Here is a 15,432-nt window from a genome sequence, read left to right on the forward strand (position 1 = left end):
GGCAGCTAGTCGCGGGCCGCGGTCAGATGTTCCGCGTGTTCCTGGAGGGAACGTACGCCGACGTCGCCGTGGTTCAGCGCGTCGATGCCCTGGACGGCGGCGGCGAGCGCCTGGACCGTCGTGAGGCACGGCACGGACCGGGCGACGGCCGCGGTGCGGATCTCGTAGCCGTCGAGACGGCCGCCCGTCCCGTACGGCGTGTTGACGATGAGGTCGACTTCGCCGTCGTGGATCAGCTGGACGATCGTCTTCTCGCCGTTCGGGCCCTCACCCTCGGACTGCTTGCGCACGACCGTGGCGTTGATGCCGTTACGCTTGAGCACCTCGGCGGTGCCGGAGGTGGCCAGCAGCTCGAAGCCGTGGGCGACCAGCTCGCGCGCCGGGAAGATCATGGAGCGCTTGTCGCGGTTGGCGACGGAGATGAAGGCACGCCCCTTGGTGGGCAGCGGGCCGTAGGCGCCGGCCTGCGACTTGGCGTACGCGGTGCCGAACACCGAGTCGATGCCCATGACCTCGCCGGTGGAGCGCATCTCCGGGCCGAGGACCGTGTCGACGCCGCGGCCGTGGATGTCGCGGAAGCGCGACCACGGCATGACGGCCTCCTTGACGGAGATCGGCGCGTCCAGCGGCAGGGTGCCGCCGTCGCCCTGCTTCGGCAGCAGGCCCTCCGCGCGCAGCTCCGCGACGGTCGCGCCCAGCGAGATGCGGGCGGCGGCCTTCGCGAGCGGGACCGCGGTCGCCTTCGAGGTGAAGGGGACGGTCCGCGAGGCACGCGGGTTGGCCTCCAGGACGTACAGGATGTCGCCGGAGAGCGCGAACTGGATGTTGATCAGCCCGCGTACGCCGACGCCCTTGGCGATGCCCTCGGTGGAGGCACGCAGCCGCTTGATGTCGTAGCCGCCGAGCGTGATCGGGGGCAGCGCGCAGGCGGAGTCGCCGGAGTGGATACCGGCCTCCTCGATGTGCTCCATGACGCCGCCGAGGTAGAGCTCGGTGCCGTCGTAGAGCGCGTCGACGTCGATCTCGATCGCGTCGTCGAGGAAGCGGTCGACCAGGACCGGCCGGGTGGGGCTGATCTCGGTGGACTCGGAGATGTAGGAGGACAGCCGGGTCTCGTCGTAGACGATCTCCATGCCGCGTCCGCCGAGCACGTAGGACGGGCGCACGAGGACGGGGTAGCCGATCTCGTCGGCGATGGCCTTGGCCTCGGCGAAGGTGGTGGCGGTGCCGTGCTTCGGGGCCGGCAGTCCGGCCTCGGCGAGCACCCGGCCGAAGGCGCCGCGGTCCTCGGCGGCGTGGATGGCCTCGGGGGACGTCCCCACGACCGGCACGCCGTTGTCCTTGAGTGCCTGCGAGAGCCCCAGGGGTGTCTGGCCGCCGAGCTGGACGATCACACCGGCGATCGGGCCGGCCAGCGACTCGGCGTGCACGATCTCCAGGACGTCCTCGAGCGTGAGCGGCTCGAAGTAGAGCCGGTCGGAGGTGTCGTAGTCCGTGGAGACGGTCTCCGGGTTGCAGTTGACCATGACGGTCTCGTAGCCCGCGTCGTGCAGGGCGAACGAGGCGTGGACGCACGAGTAGTCGAACTCGATGCCCTGGCCGATGCGGTTCGGGCCGGAGCCGAGGATGATCACCGCCGGCTTGGTGCGGGGCGCGACCTCGCTCTCCTCGTCGTAGCTGGAGTAGAAGTACGGCGTCTTCGCGGCGAACTCGGCGGCGCAGGTGTCGACCGTCTTGTAGACCGGGCGGATGCCCAGCGCGTGCCGGACCTCGCGCACGACGTCCTCGCGCAGGCCGCGGATCTCGCCGATCTGCGTGTCGGAGAAGCCGTGCCGCTTGGCCTCGGCGAGGAGTTCGGTGTCGAGGCGCTCGGCGGCGGCCAGCTCGTCGGCGATCTCCTTGATCAGGAAGAGCTGGTCGACGAACCAGGGGTCGATCTTCGTGGCGTCGAAGACCTCTTCCTGGGTGGCGCCGGCACGGATCGCCTGCATCACGGTGTTGATGCGGCCGTCCGTGGGGCGGACCGCCTCGGCGAGCAGCTCGGCCTTGTCGCCCGTCTCGCCGGTGAAGGCGAACTGCGAGCCCTTCTTCTCCAGGGAGCGCAGGGCCTTCTGGAGGGCCTCGGTGAAGTTGCGGCCGATCGCCATGGCCTCGCCCACCGACTTCATGGTGGTGGTGAGGGTGGAGTCGGCGGACGGGAACTTCTCGAAGGCGAAGCGCGGGGCCTTGACCACGACGTAGTCGAGAGACGGCTCGAAGGAGGCCGGGGTCTTCTCGGTGATGTCGTTGGGGATCTCGTCGAGCGTGTAGCCGACGGCCAGCTTGGCGGCGATCTTGGCGATCGGGAAGCCGGTGGCCTTCGAGGCGAGCGCCGAGGAGCGGGAGACGCGCGGGTTCATCTCGATCACGATGATCCGGCCGTCGGCCGGGTCGATGGCGAACTGGATGTTGCAGCCGCCGGTGTCGACGCCGACCTCGCGGATGATCGCGATGCCGATGTCACGCAGCCGCTGGTACTCACGGTCGGTGAGCGTCATCGACGGGGCGACCGTGATCGAGTCGCCGGTGTGGACGCCCATCGGGTCGAAGTTCTCGATGGAGCAGACGACCACGACGTTGTCGTTCTTGTCGCGCATCAGCTCCAGCTCGTACTCCTTCCAGCCGAGGATGGACTCCTCCAGGAGCACCTCGGTGGTCGGCGAGAGCGTGAGGCCCTGTCCGGCGATGCGGCGCAGCTCCTCCTCGTCGTGGGCGAAGCCGGAGCCGGCGCCGCCCATCGTGAAGGAGGGGCGGACGACGACGGGGTAGCCGCCGAGGGTGTCGACGCCCGCGATGACGTCGTCCATCGTGTGGCAGATGACGGAGCGGGCGGACTCGCCGTAACCGATCTTCGCCTTGACGGCTTCGACGACTCCCTTGAAGAGGTCGCGGTCCTCGCCCTTGTTGATGGCCTCGACGTTGGCGCCGATCAGCTCGACGCCGTACTTCTCCAGGACACCGTTCTCGTGCATGGAGATCGCGGTGTTGAGCGCCGTCTGGCCGCCCAGGGTCGGGAGCAGCGCGTCGGGGCGCTCCTTGGCGATGATCTTCTCGACGAACTCGGGGGTGATCGGCTCGACGTACGTGGCGTCGGCGATCTCCGGGTCGGTCATGATCGTCGCCGGGTTGGAGTTCACCAGGATGACGCGCAGGCCCTCAGCCTTGAGCACGCGGCAGGCCTGGGTGCCTGAGTAGTCGAACTCGGCGGCCTGCCCGATGACGATCGGGCCGGAGCCGATGACCAGGACGGACTGGATATCGGAGCGCTTAGGCACGCGGGCCCTCCATCAGGGTGACGAAACGGTCGAAGAGGTACGCGGCGTCGTGCGGACCCGCGGCTGCTTCGGGGTGGTACTGGATGCTGAAGGCCGGCTGGTCGAGCAGCTGGAGGCCTTCGACGACCTGGTCGTTCAGGCATACGTGGGAGACCTCGGCGCGGCCGAACGCCGTGTCCGAGACCTTGTCGAGGGGGGCGTCGACGGCGAAGCCGTGGTTGTGCGCGGTGACCTCGACCTTGCCGGTCGTGCGGTCCTGCACGGGCTGGTTGATGCCGCGGTGGCCGTACTTCAGCTTGTACGTGCCGAAGCCGAGGGCGCGGCCCAGGATCTGGTTGCCGAAGCAGATACCGAAGAGGGGCGTCTTGCGCTCCAGAACGCCCTTGACGACGGTCAGGTCGACGGTGGAGGGGTCGCCCGGACCGTTCGACAGGAAGAAGCCGTCGGGGTTGATCGCGTACACATCGTCCAGCGTCGCCGTGGCGGGCAGGACGTGCACCTCGATCCCGCGCTCGGCCATGCGGTGCGGGGTCATGCCCTTGATGCCGAGGTCGAGCGCTGCGACGGTGAACTTCTTCTCACCGATTGCGGGGACGACGTACTTCTCCTTGGTTGCAACCTCCTCGGAGAGGTTCGCGCCGACCATCTCGGGCGCCTGGCGCACCTCGGCGAGCATCGTGCCCTCGTCGGGCAGCGCGTTGCCGGAGAAGATGCCGACCCGCATCGCGCCCCGCTCTCGCAGGTGGCGGGTCAGGGCGCGCGTGTCGATGCCGCTGATGCCGACGACGCCCTGCTTCCGCAGCTCTTCGTCCAGCGAGCGCTGCGCGCGCCAGTTGGAGGGCACGCGGGCGGGGTCGCGCACGACGTAGCCGGAGACCCAGATCCGCTTCGACTCGGGGTCCTCGTCGTTCACGCCGGTGTTGCCGACGTGCGGGGCGGTCATGACGACGACCTGGCGGTGGTACGAGGGGTCGGTGAGCGTTTCCTGGTAACCGGTCATGCCGGTGGAGAACACCGCCTCGCCGAAGGTCTCCCCCACGGCCCCGTAGGCGCGGCCGCGGAAGGAGCGGCCGTCCTCCAGGACGAGTACGGCGGGAGCCTTTCCGGCTCCCCGGGTGGAGATCGTCATCGTGCGGTGCCTTCCGTCGTGCTGGTGGTGGTGCTGGTGAGGTGGTCACCGGCTGCGCCGGTGAGGTGATTGACGGCGTGGACCCACGCCTGGTGCTCGGCCGCGTGGTCGGAGCGGAAGCCGGAGTCGATCAGCCGGTCGCCGTGCTCCCAGGTGATGACCAGGAGGCCGCCCTCGGGCAGGACCTTGCCGGCGAGCGCCTTGTCGAGCCTGGCCTCGCGCAGCGCGGCGGCCGGCACGAAGAAGTCGGCCGCCCCGGTGCGTACGACGTCGAGGCCCTGCGCGGTGAGCGTCAGCTCGACCCGGCTGCGGGTGCCGAGGCCGTGCGCCACGATCCGGTCGAGCCACTGCCCGGCGGTCGTCGAGGCGTGGTAGCGGCCGGTGAGTGTGAGCAGCTTCTCGCCGTCCGCGAACCCTTCGGGGGTGGTCGTGAGCTCGGGCAGGCCGGACTGCAGGCTCCCCCGCCACTTCCATCCCTGGCGCATCAGCCAGTAGACGAAGGCGATGAGGACGACCAGTCCGATGACCCAGCTGATGCGGGCGGACCAGTCCGTCACTTCGGCCGACTTCTCTTCGGCGGCCAGCTGGTAGAGGGGGTTGAGTGTTGTCACGCGAGCTTCCCGTCGACGACCGTGGCACGGCCCCGCAGGAAGGTGTGGGTCACTCGGCCGGGCAGCTCGCGACCCTCGTACGGAGTGTTGCGGCTGCGGGAGGCGAAGCCCGCGGGGTCCACAGCTCCACGGTATGCCGGATCGACCAGAGTGAGGTTGGCGGGCTCACCCGCCGAGACGGGCCGGCCGTGTCCTTCGAGCCGGCCGATGGCAGCGGGGCGGAACGACATGCGGTCGGCGACGCCCGCCCAGTCGAGGAGCCCGGTGTCCACCATCGTCTGCTGGACCACGGAGAGCGCGGTCTCCAGGCCCACCATGCCCATGGCGGCGGCGGCCCACTCGCAGTCCTTGTCCTCGTGCGGGTGCGGCGCGTGGTCGGTGGCCACACAGTCGATGGTGCCGTCGGCGAGGGCCTCGCGCAGGGCCATGACGTCGGCCTCGGTGCGCAGCGGCGGGTTCACCTTGTAGACCGGGTTGTAGGTCCGTACGAGCTCGTCGGTGAGGAGCAGGTGGTGCGGGGTGACCTCGGCGGTGACGTTCCAGCCCTTGGACTTGGCCCAGCGGACGATCTCCACGGAGCCGGCGGTCGACAGGTGGCAGATGTGGACCCGGGAGCCGACGTGGGCGGCGAGGAGGACGTCGCGCGCGATGACCGACTCCTCGGCGACGGCGGGCCAGCCGCCGAGGCCGAGCTCGGCCGAGACGACGCCCTCGTTCATCTGGGCGCCCTCGGTGAGGCGGGGCTCCTGGGCGTGCTGGGCGACGACACCGTCGAAGGCCTTCACGTACTCCAGCGCGCGGCGCATGATCACGGCGTCGTCGACGCACTTGCCATCGTCGGAGAAGACCTTCACCCCGGCGGCGGAGTCGTGCATGGCGCCGAGTTCGGCGAGCTGCTTGCCCTCCAGGCCGACGGTGACGGCGCCGACGGGCTGCACGTCGCAGTAGCCGGACTCCTTGCCGAGCCGCCAGACCTGCTCGACGACGCCGGCGGTGTCGGCGACGGGGAAGGTGTTGGCCATGGCGTGGACGGCGGTGAAGCCGCCGACCGCGGCCGCCTTGGTCCCGGTGAGGACGGTCTCGGAGTCCTCGCGGCCGGGCTCGCGCAGGTGGGTGTGCAGGTCGACGAGGCCCGGCAACAGGATCCGGCCTGCCGCCTCGATCACGGTGGCGTCGCCCGCCTCGATGCCCGTGCCGGTCTCCGCGACGGTCTCGCCGTCGATGAGGACGTCCTGCGGCTCGCCGCCGAGGACCTTCGCACCGCGGATCAGGATCTTGCTCATGGTTACTTGTTCTCCTCGGTACGGGCGGAGGCGGACGGCAGGGCGGTCTCGGAACCGCCCAGCAGCAGGTACAGGACGGCCATGCGGGTGGAGACGCCGTTCGCGACCTGTTCGACGGCGGTGCAGCGGTCGGAGTCCGCGACCTCGGCGGTGATCTCCATGCCGCGGACCATCGGGCCGGGGTGCATCACGATGGCGTGCTCGGGCATCCGCGCCATGCGTTCGCCGTCCAGGCCGTAGCGGCGGGAGTACTCGCGCTCGGTCGGGAAGTAGGCGGCGTTCATCCGCTCGCGCTGCACACGGAGCATCATGACGGCGTCGGACTTCGGCAGCACGTCGTCGAGGCGGTAGCTGACGTCGCAGGGCCACTGCTCCACGCCTACGGGCACGAGGGTGGGCGGGGCCACCAGGGTGACGTGCGCACCGAGCGTGTGCAGCAGGTGCACGTTGGAGCGCGCCACGCGGCTGTGCAGGATGTCGCCGACGATCGTGATCCGGCGGCCTTCGAGGTCGCGGCCGATGCCCGCGTCGGCCCCCACCAGCCTGCGGCGCATCGTGAACGCGTCGAGCAGTGCCTGGGTGGGGTGCTCGTGCGTGCCGTCACCCGCGTTGACGACGGCGCTGTCGATCCAGCCCGAGGTCGCGAGGCGGTACGGGGCTCCGGAGGCGCCGTGCCGGATGACGACGGCGTCGGCCCCCATGGCCTCCAGGGTCAGGGCGGTGTCCTTGAGCGACTCGCCCTTGGAGACGGACGAGCCCTTCGCGGAGAAGTTGATGACGTCGGCGGAGAGGCGCTTGGCGGCGGCCTCGAACGAGATCCGCGTCCGGGTCGAGTCCTCGAAGAAGAGGTTGACGACCGTTCGTCCACGCAGGGTGGGAAGCTTCTTGATCGGCCGGTCGGCGACCCTCGCCATCTCCTCGGCGGTGTCGAGGATCAGGACGGCGTCGTCGCGGGTGAGGTCTGCGGCCGAGATGAGGTGGCGGGGTGTCCGGGGGTTGTCCCCGGGAGGGCGCAGCATCTGGGAGTCTCCGTGAAGGGTGGAGGGATCAGGCAGGCGAGCGTGCGGAAGCGGCCGTGCGGCCTTTCGGGCGCACGGGACGGGACTCGGCTACTGCTCGCCTGCCGGGACGGTCTGCTTGACACCGAGCAGCACGGCGTCGCGGCCGTCCTCCTCGGCGAGCTGGACCTTGACCGTCTCCCGCAGCGACGTGGGGAGGTTCTTGCCGACGTAGTCGGCACGGATCGGGAGTTCGCGGTGGCCCCGGTCGACGAGGACCGCGAGCTGTACGGCACGGGGCCGGCCGATGTCGCCGAGCGCGTCGAGTGCGGCGCGGATCGTGCGGCCGGAGAAGAGCACGTCGTCGACGAGCACGACGAGGCTGCCCTCGATGCCCTCACCGGGGATCTCGGTGCGTGCGAGAGCACGCGCCGGGCGCATCCGCAGATCGTCGCGGTACATCGTGATGTCGAGTGACCCGACCGGCGTCTTCCGGCCGGTGATCTCTTCGAGCTTTCCGGCGAGCCGACGGGCGAGGAAGACCCCTCGTGTCGGGATGCCGAGGAGCACCACGTCGTCGGCGCCCTTGGCGCGTTCGACGATCTCGTGGGCGATTCGGGTCAGTACCCGGGCGATGTCGGGAGCCTCAAGAACGGGGCGGGCCGCATTGCCGGTGTGGTCATGCTGTGCGTCCATAAGAAACGGACCTCCTTCTCCGCCTCACTGGACGGACGTTAAAGGACGTCGAAATTGCGTCACCCACGTTACCAGGGCTTGTGCGAGGCCCTGGACCCGCCCCCGGGAGGCCGCAGTCCGGACCTTTCGGCTTGACGCAGCCAAGTAACGCTGCGTAACCTCACAGTGAGTTACCAGCCACGCGGCCCAGCCGCAGAATGTTCCAGCGTCCGGGGAGCCTCATGTCCAGCGAATACGCAAAGCAGCTCGGGGCCAAGCTCCGCGCCATCCGCACCCAGCAAGGCCTCTCCCTCCACGGCGTGGAGGAGAAGTCGCAGGGCCGCTGGAAGGCCGTCGTGGTCGGTTCCTACGAGCGCGGCGACCGCGCCGTGACCGTTCAGCGCCTTGCCGAGCTGGCCGACTTCTACGGCGTTCCGGTGCAGGAGCTCCTGCCCGGTACGACTCCTGGCGGTGCCGCCGAGCCGCCGCCGAAGCTGGTCCTCGACCTCGAGCGCCTCGCCCACGTGCCGCCGGAGAAGGCCGGACCGCTGCAGCGTTACGCGGCGACGATCCAGAGCCAGCGCGGCGACTACAACGGCAAGGTGCTGTCCATCCGCCAGGACGACCTGCGCACCCTGGCCGTGATCTACGACCAGTCGCCGTCCGTGCTCACGGAGCAGCTGATCAGCTGGGGTGTGCTGGACGCCGACGCGCGTCGCGCCGTGGCCCACGACGAGGGCTGACCACCAGCACCACGAAGAGCGTGCCGCCGGGTCGGCGGGGTCCCCAGGACCCCGCCGGCCCGGCGTTCTCATGTCCCGGCCCGTCCGCCGCAGCCGGGGCGGACACGCCGAAGGGCCCACGGTCGCACGCGACCGTGGGCCCTTCGTTCGGCTCTGTCGCCGCCGGAGGCTACTGCTCCCGGCGGAGATTCGGCTTGAGGTCCTTGAACCGGGCCAGCAGGCCGTTCACGAAGGTCGGGGAGTCGTCCGTGGAGAACTCCTTGGCGAGCTGGACCGCCTCGTCGATCACCACGGCGTCCGGGGTCGAGTCCATCCAGATCAGCTCGTACGCCCCGAGCCGCAGGATGCTCCGGTCGACGACCGGCATGCGGTCGATCTCCCAGTCCACGGCATAGGTGATGATGAGGTCGTCGATCCGGTCGGCGTACTGCGCGTACCCCTCGACCAGTTCCATCGTGAACTCACCGACCGGCGGCTGACGGTCGTCGGTCCGCGAGAGCCGTACCCAGTCCGCGAGGACCGTCTGCACGGACTCACCGCGCTGGTCGGCCTCGAAAAGGATCTGGAAGGCGCGCTTGCGGGCCTTGTTCCGGGCAGCCACGGTTAGCTGTTCACCCGGCCGAGGTAGTCGCCCGTACGGGTGTCGACCTTGATCTTCTCGCCGGTGGTGATGAAGAGCGGGACACCGATCTCGTAACCGGTCTCCAGGGTGGCGGGCTTGGAGCCACCGGTGGAGCGGTCGCCCTGGACGCCCGGGTCGGTGTGCTGGATGGTCAGCTCGACCGCGGCCGGCAGCTCGACGTAGAGCACCTCGCCCTCGTGCTGCGCCACGGAGGCGGTGAAGCCCTCGATCAGGAAGTTGGCGGCGTCGCCGACGGCCTTGCGGTCGACCATGAGCTGGTCGTACGTGTCCATGTCCATGAAGACGAAGTACTCGCCGTCCATGTACGAGAACTGCATGTCGCGGCGGTCGATGGTGGCCGTTTCGACCTTCACGCCGGCGTTGAACGTCTTGTCGACGACCTTGCCGGAGAGCACGTTCTTGAGCTTGGTGCGCACGAAGGCGGGGCCCTTGCCGGGCTTGACGTGCTGGAACTCGACGACGGACCAGAGCTGGCCTCCGTCGAGCTTGAGCACCAGGCCGTTCTTGAGGTCGTTCGTGGAAGCCACGGTTGCGGAATCTCCTGGACTGAAGCTGGTGGACGACAAAGGATGCGCGCCCGGAGTCCTCCGCGAGGAGTTCCCCCTAGAGCGCGAGCAGCTCCTTGGTCGTAATGGTGAGTAGCTCGGGTCCGCCGTCCGCCTCGGGGCGCACGACGAGCGTGTCATCGATCCGGACACCGCCCCGGCCCGGGAGGTGGACCCCCGGTTCGACGGTGACCGGCACACAAGCGTCCAGTTTACCCATGGCTGTCGGTGCCAACTGCGGGTCCTCGTCGATTTCGAGTCCGACCCCGTGCCCTGTGGTGGGCTGGAGGCAGTCCGCGTGACCCGCGGAGTCCAGGAGATGGCGGGCCGCGCGGTCCACGTCGCGGTAGGCGGCGCCGGGGGCGAGAGCCTCCCTGCCGGCCCTCTGAGCGGCGAAAACAAGGTCGTAGAGCTCGATCTGCCAGTCCGCGGGACTGGTCCCGATGACGAAGGTCCGGCCGATCTCGCAGCGGTAGCCGCGATAGTTCGCTCCCAGGCAGACGGAGAGGAAATCACCCTCCTCGACCCTGCGGTCGGTGGGCCGGTGGCGCCCCAGACCGGAGTGGGGGCCTGTCCCCACCGAGGTGGCGAAGGCCGGGCCGTCGGCACCATGATCCACCAGCCGGCGCTCCAGCTCCAGGGCGAGGTGGCGTTCCGTCCGTCCCACCAGGATGGATTCGAGGAGCTCGCCCAGCGCCTGGTCGGTGATCTCCGCGGCGATCCGCAGGCAGGCGATCTCCTCCTCGTCCTTCACGAGACGAAGCTGCTCCACCGTGCTGCCCAGGTCGCCGAGGCGCAGGCGGGGCGCGACGGAACTCATGGCGCGGTGGCGGGAGACCGTCAGATCGTGTTCCTCGACCGACAGGGACTCGGCCTGCAGACGGCCGGCCAGCTCGGCCGCCGCGACCACCGGGTCGCTGTCGGCGTCGGGGAGGACGGTCAGTCGCAGTCCCTCGTCGGGGCGCCCGTGGGCGGGGTCCCCGGTCGGCGCGCGGGGGGAGAGCAGGACATCCTCCCCGGGGCCGAGCAGCAGCACGGCGCCGGGCGGAGCCCCGCCCGCGAGATAGCGGACGTTGGCGGGGCGGGAGACCAGGGCGGCCGCGGATCCGGCGGCGGCGTACCGGTCACGCAGCTGCCCGCGTCGGACGGCGTACACCTCTGACATGTTCCCGAGCCTACGAGCGCGGGCCGGGCCCTGCCCGGTCAGCGCACCCGACCGGGGACCGCGCGGCCGCTACCAGGCCGGAGGGCTGGCTATGGAGCGGGCCAGGACGTCGTCGAGGACCCGCGCGGTCGTCTCGACGTCGTAGGTGGAGTTGTCGATGATCGGCAGGCCGGAGCCGTACCAGCCGGCCATGCGGCCGTGGATCCTGGCGACTTCCTCGTCGGAGAGCCTGCGGTTCCCGCTGCGTGCCGCGTTGCGCTCCAGGACGACCTCCAGGCCGGGCAGGAGGACCACGGGCAGCAGCCCCGGGCCCACGTGGCGCTTCCAGCCGCCGAGGCCCACGACGGGCCGGTCGGGGAAGACGGCGTCGTCGAGGATGCAGGAGATGCCGTTGGCCAGGAAATTACGGGCGGCGAAGCCACAGGTGCGCCGGGCCAGGCGGTACTGGGCCTCGGAGTGGTCGTTCCATCCGGCCTGCGGGTCGGCGAAGCCGGAGCAGACCCATTCGCGGACGTCGTCCAGCGAGACGTGCGCGGTGGGGACCCGGCGGCGGCCCGCCCAGAGCTTGGCGACCGTGGTCTTTCCCGCTCCCGCGGGCCCGATCAGCAGCACGGCCAGGGTCGCGGCGCCCGTGCCCGCATCGGCGGGCGGCGCGGGCAGCGGGACGGGACCGCCGGGCGGCAGCTGGACGTGCCCGGTGGTCTCCCGGGAGGGCGGCACCGGGGCGTGCTGGGGCGCAGGTGCCTGCGGCTGGGGCCCGGGAGCCATGGGAGGAGGAGGCGGCCCCGCCTGGCCGGGGTGGCCCGAGTGCTGGGCCTGGTGCGTCCACGGCCCGGTCCCGGGACCCTGGGGCGGCGGCAGCGGAGCCCCCACTGCGTGCTGCATCCGGTGCCACTCCGTCTCGTGCAGGCAACTGGCGCTGGTCGACGGCAACCGTACCTCCCCCGGCCGCCACTCGGTGAAACGGGCGGGGGAGGTACGAAGTGCCCGGTGTCAGTCCGTCAGTTCGTCGGCCAGGGCCCGCAGGGCCAGCCGGTAGGAGCCGATCCCGAAGCCGGCCACGGTCCCGGTGGCCACCGGGGCGACCACCGAGGTGTGGCGGAACTCCTCGCGCGCGTACGGATTCGAGATGTGCACCTCGATCAGCGGGGCGGTGCGCTGGGCGGCCGCGTCCCGCATTCCGTACGAATAGTGCGTGAAGGCGCCGGGGTTGAGGACGACCGGGACCGAACCGTCCGCCGCCTCGTGGAGCCAGCGGATCAGTTCGCCCTCGTCGTTGGTCTCGCGGACGTCGACGTCGAACCCGAGTTCCTTGCCGAGGGCCTGGCAGGTGTCGACCAGACCGGCGTAGGACGTGGCCCCGTACACGTCGGGCTCGCGGGAGCCGAGACGTCCGAGGTTCGGGCCGTTGAGCACGAAGACCCTGCGGGTCGTCATGCGGAGACCTCCCCGTAGGCGGCGAGCAGGACGGCCGGGTCGGGGCCCTCCAGCACGGTGGGCTTGCCGATGCCGTCCAGGACGATGAAGCGCAGCAGGTCGCCGCGGGACTTCTTGTCGACCTTCATGTTCTCCAGGAGCTTGGGCCACTGGTCACCGCGGTAGGTGAGCGGCAGCCCGACGGACTCCAGGACGGCGCGGTGCCGGTCGGCGGTGGCGTCGTCGAGGCGTCCCGCGAGCCGGCCCAGCTCCGCGGCGAAGACCATGCCGACCGAGACGGCCGCGCCGTGGCGCCACTTGTAGCGCTCGTTCTTCTCGATGGCGTGGGCGAGGGTGTGGCCGTAGTTGAGGATCTCCCTCAGGCCGGACTCCTTGAGGTCGCTGGAGACGACCTCGGCCTTGACCCGGATGGAACGCTCGATCAGCTCGGCGGTGTGCGGCCCGGCGGGCGTACGGGCGCCCTGGGGGTCGGCCTCGACGAGGTCGAGGATGACCGGGTCGGCGATGAAGCCGGCCTTGATGATCTCGGCCATGCCGGAGACGTAGTCGTTGACCGGCAGCGAGTCCAGCGCGGCGAGGTCGCAGAGCACACCGGCCGGCGGGTGGAAGGCGCCCACGAGGTTCTTGCCCTCGGCGGTGTTGATGCCGGTCTTGCCGCCGACCGCCGCGTCGACCATGCCGAGCACGGTCGTCGGTACGGCGATCCAGCGCACCCCGCGCAGCCAGGAGGCGGCGACGAAGCCCGCGACGTCGGTGGTGGCGCCGCCGCCGATGCCGACGATGACGTCGGTGCGGGTGAAGCCCGTCTGGCCGAGCGCCTTCCAGCAGTAGGCGGCGACCTCGACGGTCTTGGCCTCCTCGGCGTTCGGCAGCTGGATCGCGATGGCCTCGTAGCCCTGGGAGGCGAGGTCCTCACGGACCGCCTCGCCGGTCTCGGCGAGCGCCTCGGGGTGCAGGACGGCGACCCGCTTGGCACGGTCACCGATGAGGTTCGGCAGCTCGCCGAGGAGCTGACGGCCGACGAGCACCTCGTACGGGTCGGTGCCCGCCGTGCCGGCGATCTGGATACGTGTGGTGCCCTGCTCGGTCATGCGTGTCTTCTCCTGGTCGGACGGTACGGGCCCGCCTGTCCGCTCCGGCAGTTCCAGTGCGTCGAGGACCGCCTGGGCGACCTCTTCGGGAGCGCGTTCGTCGGTGGCGACGGTGACGGCCGCCACCTCTTCGTAGAGAGGGCGCCGGGCGTCCATGAGCTCGCGCCACTGCCGTCGCGGGTTGACGGCCAGCAGGGGGCGAGCGGTGTTCAGCCCTACCCTCCGGACGGCCTCGTCCACATCCATGGAGAGATAGACGACCCGGCGGCCGGCGAGCAGGGCACGGGTCTCCGCGTCGAGCACCGCGCCGCCGCCGAGGGCGAGCACGCCGGTGTGCCGCTCGATCGCGTCCCGCACCGCCTGCTGTTCGAGAGCGCGGAAATGCTCCTCGCCCTCGTCGAAGAAGATCTCCGGGATGGCCTTGCCCGCCGTGGCCACGACGTCCGCGTCGGTGTCGCGGTAGGAGCTGCCCAGCCGGTCGGCGAGCAGTTCGCCCACCGTGGACTTGCCCACCCCCATCGGGCCCACCAGGACGATCAGCGGGCCGCTCACCGGATCTGGAGGTGGGAGAGGTACGACTGCACGTTGCGGTGGGTCTCGGCGACGCTGTCGCCGCCGAACTTCTCCGCCACCGCGTCGGCCAGCACCAGGGCGACCATCGCCTCGGCGACGATCCCGGCGGCCGGTACCGCGCACACGTCGGAACGCTGGTGGTGGGCCTTTGCCGCCTCGCCGGTGACGACGTCGACCGTGGCGAGCGCCCGGGGCACGGTGGCGATGGGCTTCATCGCCGCGCGGACCCGCAGCAGCTCACCGGTCGTCAGCCCGCCCTCGGTGCCGCCGGAGCGGCCGGAGGTGCGCCTGATCCCGTCCGCGGTGGCCACGATCTCGTCGTGCGCCTTGGAGCCCGGCACCCGGGCGAGGTCGAAGCCGTCGCCGACCTCGACGCCCTTGATGGCCTGGATGCCCATCAGCGCGGCGGCGAGACGGGCGTCGAGCCTGCGGTCCCAGTGGACGTGCGAGCCGAGGCCGACGGGCACACCGTAGGCGAGCACCTCGACGACTCCCCCGAGGGTGTCGCCGTCCTTGTGGGCCTGGTCGATCTCCGCGACCATCGCCTTCGACGCGCCGGCGTCCAGGCAGCGCACGGGGTCGGCGTCGAGCCGCTCGACGTCGGAGGGCTTGGGGTAGACGCCGTAGGGCGCCTTGGCCGCGGCCAGCTCGACGACGTGGGAGACGATCTCGATGCCCGCGGTCTCCTTGAGGTAGGAGCGGGCGACGGCGCCGAGGGCGACACGGGCCGCGGTCTCACGGGCGCTCGCGCGCTCCAGGATCGGGCGGGCCTCGTCGAAGCCGTACTTCTGCATCCCCGCCAGGTCGGCGTGGCCGGGCCTGGGGCGGGTCAGCGGGGCGTTACGGGCCTGCGCGGCCAGCACGTCGGGGTCGACCGGGTCGGCCGACATGACCTGCTCCCACTTGGGCCACTCGGTGTTGCCCACCATGACGGCGACCGGCGATCCCATGGTCAGGCCGTGCCGGACACCTCCGAGGAAGGTGACCTCGTCCCGCTCGAACTTCATCCGGGCGCCGCGCCCGTAACCGAGCCGTCGCCTGGCGAGCGCGTCCGCCACCATCTCCGTGGTGACGGGGATACCGGCGGGAAGACCCTCCAGCGTCGCCACCAGTGCGGGGCCGTGCGACTCTCCGGCGGTCAGCCAGCGCAACCTGCTCAACGGTGCTCCTCATGCTCGCGCCTGTAACTGCAACGGCGCGACCGGGTGCGCGGCCCTGGCCCGCC

The 15,432-nt window shown here is 70.7% G+C and carries 14 protein-coding genes; 1 reads left to right on the forward strand and 13 read right to left on the reverse strand.

The genetic code is table 11. The features are described 5' to 3' along the window. Positions 1-5: 5 nt before the first annotated feature. From carB to pyrR, 6 genes are all read right to left on the reverse strand, one after another. Positions 6-3,314: a carbamoyl-phosphate synthase large subunit gene (gene carB / locus ACIBCU_RS26990; protein WP_362929214.1), complete on the reverse strand. Its 3,309-nt coding sequence runs from the start codon at positions 3,312-3,314 to the stop codon at positions 6-8. Beyond that, positions 3,307-4,443, reverse strand: coding sequence for a glutamine-hydrolyzing carbamoyl-phosphate synthase small subunit (carA, locus tag ACIBCU_RS26995; protein ID WP_399234622.1), 1,137 nt, complete (start codon positions 4,441-4,443; stop codon positions 3,307-3,309). The genes carB and carA overlap by 8 nt, the downstream gene beginning before the upstream one ends. After that, positions 4,440-5,054, reverse strand: a complete 615-nt coding sequence (locus ACIBCU_RS27000) for a hypothetical protein (protein WP_362929218.1) — start codon at positions 5,052-5,054, stop codon at positions 4,440-4,442. The genes carA and ACIBCU_RS27000 overlap by 4 nt, the downstream gene beginning before the upstream one ends. Continuing rightward, positions 5,051-6,337: a dihydroorotase gene (locus ACIBCU_RS27005; protein WP_362929220.1), complete on the reverse strand. Its 1,287-nt coding sequence runs from the start codon at positions 6,335-6,337 to the stop codon at positions 5,051-5,053. Before ACIBCU_RS27005 ends, ACIBCU_RS27000 begins: the two co-directional genes overlap by 4 nt. A gap of 2 nt (positions 6,338-6,339) precedes the next feature. Then, positions 6,340-7,356 carry an aspartate carbamoyltransferase catalytic subunit gene (locus ACIBCU_RS27010; RefSeq protein ID WP_362929222.1) on the reverse strand — a complete coding sequence of 339 codons (1,017 nt, stop codon included), beginning with the start codon at positions 7,354-7,356 and terminating at the stop codon, positions 6,340-6,342. Between the two features lie 90 nt (positions 7,357-7,446). Beyond that, positions 7,447-8,031: a bifunctional pyr operon transcriptional regulator/uracil phosphoribosyltransferase PyrR gene (gene pyrR, locus ACIBCU_RS27015; protein ID WP_362929224.1), complete on the reverse strand. Its 585-nt coding sequence runs from the start codon at positions 8,029-8,031 to the stop codon at positions 7,447-7,449. A 221-nt stretch (positions 8,032-8,252) separates the two neighbouring features. Here pyrR and bldD point away from each other — a divergent pair, with 221 nt between their 5' ends. Beyond that, positions 8,253-8,753, forward strand: coding sequence for a transcriptional regulator BldD (gene bldD / locus ACIBCU_RS27020; protein WP_014157378.1), 501 nt, complete (start codon positions 8,253-8,255; stop codon positions 8,751-8,753). Positions 8,754-8,922: 169 nt separating this feature from the next. Here the strand turns inward: bldD and nusB are convergent, their stop codons facing one another. From nusB to aroC, 7 genes are all read right to left on the reverse strand, one after another. Further along, complete coding sequence (gene nusB, locus ACIBCU_RS27025; RefSeq protein WP_362929226.1) at positions 8,923-9,354, reverse strand: transcription antitermination factor NusB; 432 nt, start codon at positions 9,352-9,354, stop codon at positions 8,923-8,925. Positions 9,355-9,356: 2 nt separating this feature from the next. After that, positions 9,357-9,923, reverse strand: coding sequence for an elongation factor P (efp, locus tag ACIBCU_RS27030; RefSeq protein WP_014044814.1), 567 nt, complete (start codon positions 9,921-9,923; stop codon positions 9,357-9,359). A gap of 76 nt (positions 9,924-9,999) precedes the next feature. After that, a complete protein-coding gene (locus ACIBCU_RS27035; RefSeq protein WP_362929228.1) occupies positions 10,000-11,106 on the reverse strand; it encodes a M24 family metallopeptidase in 1,107 nt (368 codons plus the stop codon). A 69-nt stretch (positions 11,107-11,175) separates the two neighbouring features. Next, on the reverse strand, positions 11,176-11,991 hold the full coding sequence (locus ACIBCU_RS27040; protein WP_362929230.1) for a Pro-rich N-terminal domain-containing protein: 816 nt from the start codon (positions 11,989-11,991) through the stop codon (positions 11,176-11,178). Between the two features lie 108 nt (positions 11,992-12,099). Further along, a complete protein-coding gene (aroQ, locus tag ACIBCU_RS27045; RefSeq protein ID WP_362929232.1) occupies positions 12,100-12,543 on the reverse strand; it encodes a type II 3-dehydroquinate dehydratase in 444 nt (147 codons plus the stop codon). Further along, positions 12,540-14,186: a 3-dehydroquinate synthase gene (gene aroB / locus ACIBCU_RS27050; protein WP_362929234.1), complete on the reverse strand. Its 1,647-nt coding sequence runs from the start codon at positions 14,184-14,186 to the stop codon at positions 12,540-12,542. Before aroB ends, aroQ begins: the two co-directional genes overlap by 4 nt. After that, complete coding sequence (gene aroC / locus ACIBCU_RS27055; RefSeq protein WP_362929236.1) at positions 14,183-15,367, reverse strand: chorismate synthase; 1,185 nt, start codon at positions 15,365-15,367, stop codon at positions 14,183-14,185. Before aroC ends, aroB begins: the two co-directional genes overlap by 4 nt. Positions 15,368-15,432: the final 65 nt, after the last annotated feature.

The organism is Streptomyces sp. NPDC051064, from assembly GCF_044455985.1.
GTDB lineage: Bacteria > Actinomycetota > Actinomycetes > Streptomycetales > Streptomycetaceae > Streptomyces.

Bases quoted from the DNA above. Each gene is read 5' to 3' on its own strand.
- ACIBCU_RS27010 (WP_362929222.1), bottom strand. From the start codon at position 7,356: ATGCTGCGCCCTCCCGGGGACAACCCCCGGACACCCCGCCACCTCATC.
- ACIBCU_RS27040 (WP_362929230.1), bottom strand. From the start codon at position 11,991: ATGCAGCACGCAGTGGGGGCTCCGCTGCCGCCGCCCCAGGGTCCCGGG.
- pyrR (WP_362929224.1), bottom strand. From the start codon at position 8,031: ATGGACGCACAGCATGACCACACCGGCAATGCGGCCCGCCCCGTTCTT.
- carA (WP_399234622.1), bottom strand. From the start codon at position 4,443: ATGACGATCTCCACCCGGGGAGCCGGAAAGGCTCCCGCCGTACTCGTC.
- ACIBCU_RS27005 (WP_362929220.1), bottom strand. From the start codon at position 6,337: ATGAGCAAGATCCTGATCCGCGGTGCGAAGGTCCTCGGCGGCGAGCCG.
- bldD (WP_014157378.1), top strand. From the start codon at position 8,253: ATGTCCAGCGAATACGCAAAGCAGCTCGGGGCCAAGCTCCGCGCCATC.
- ACIBCU_RS27035 (WP_362929228.1), bottom strand. From the start codon at position 11,106: ATGTCAGAGGTGTACGCCGTCCGACGCGGGCAGCTGCGTGACCGGTAC.
- aroQ (WP_362929232.1), bottom strand. From the start codon at position 12,543: ATGACGACCCGCAGGGTCTTCGTGCTCAACGGCCCGAACCTCGGACGT.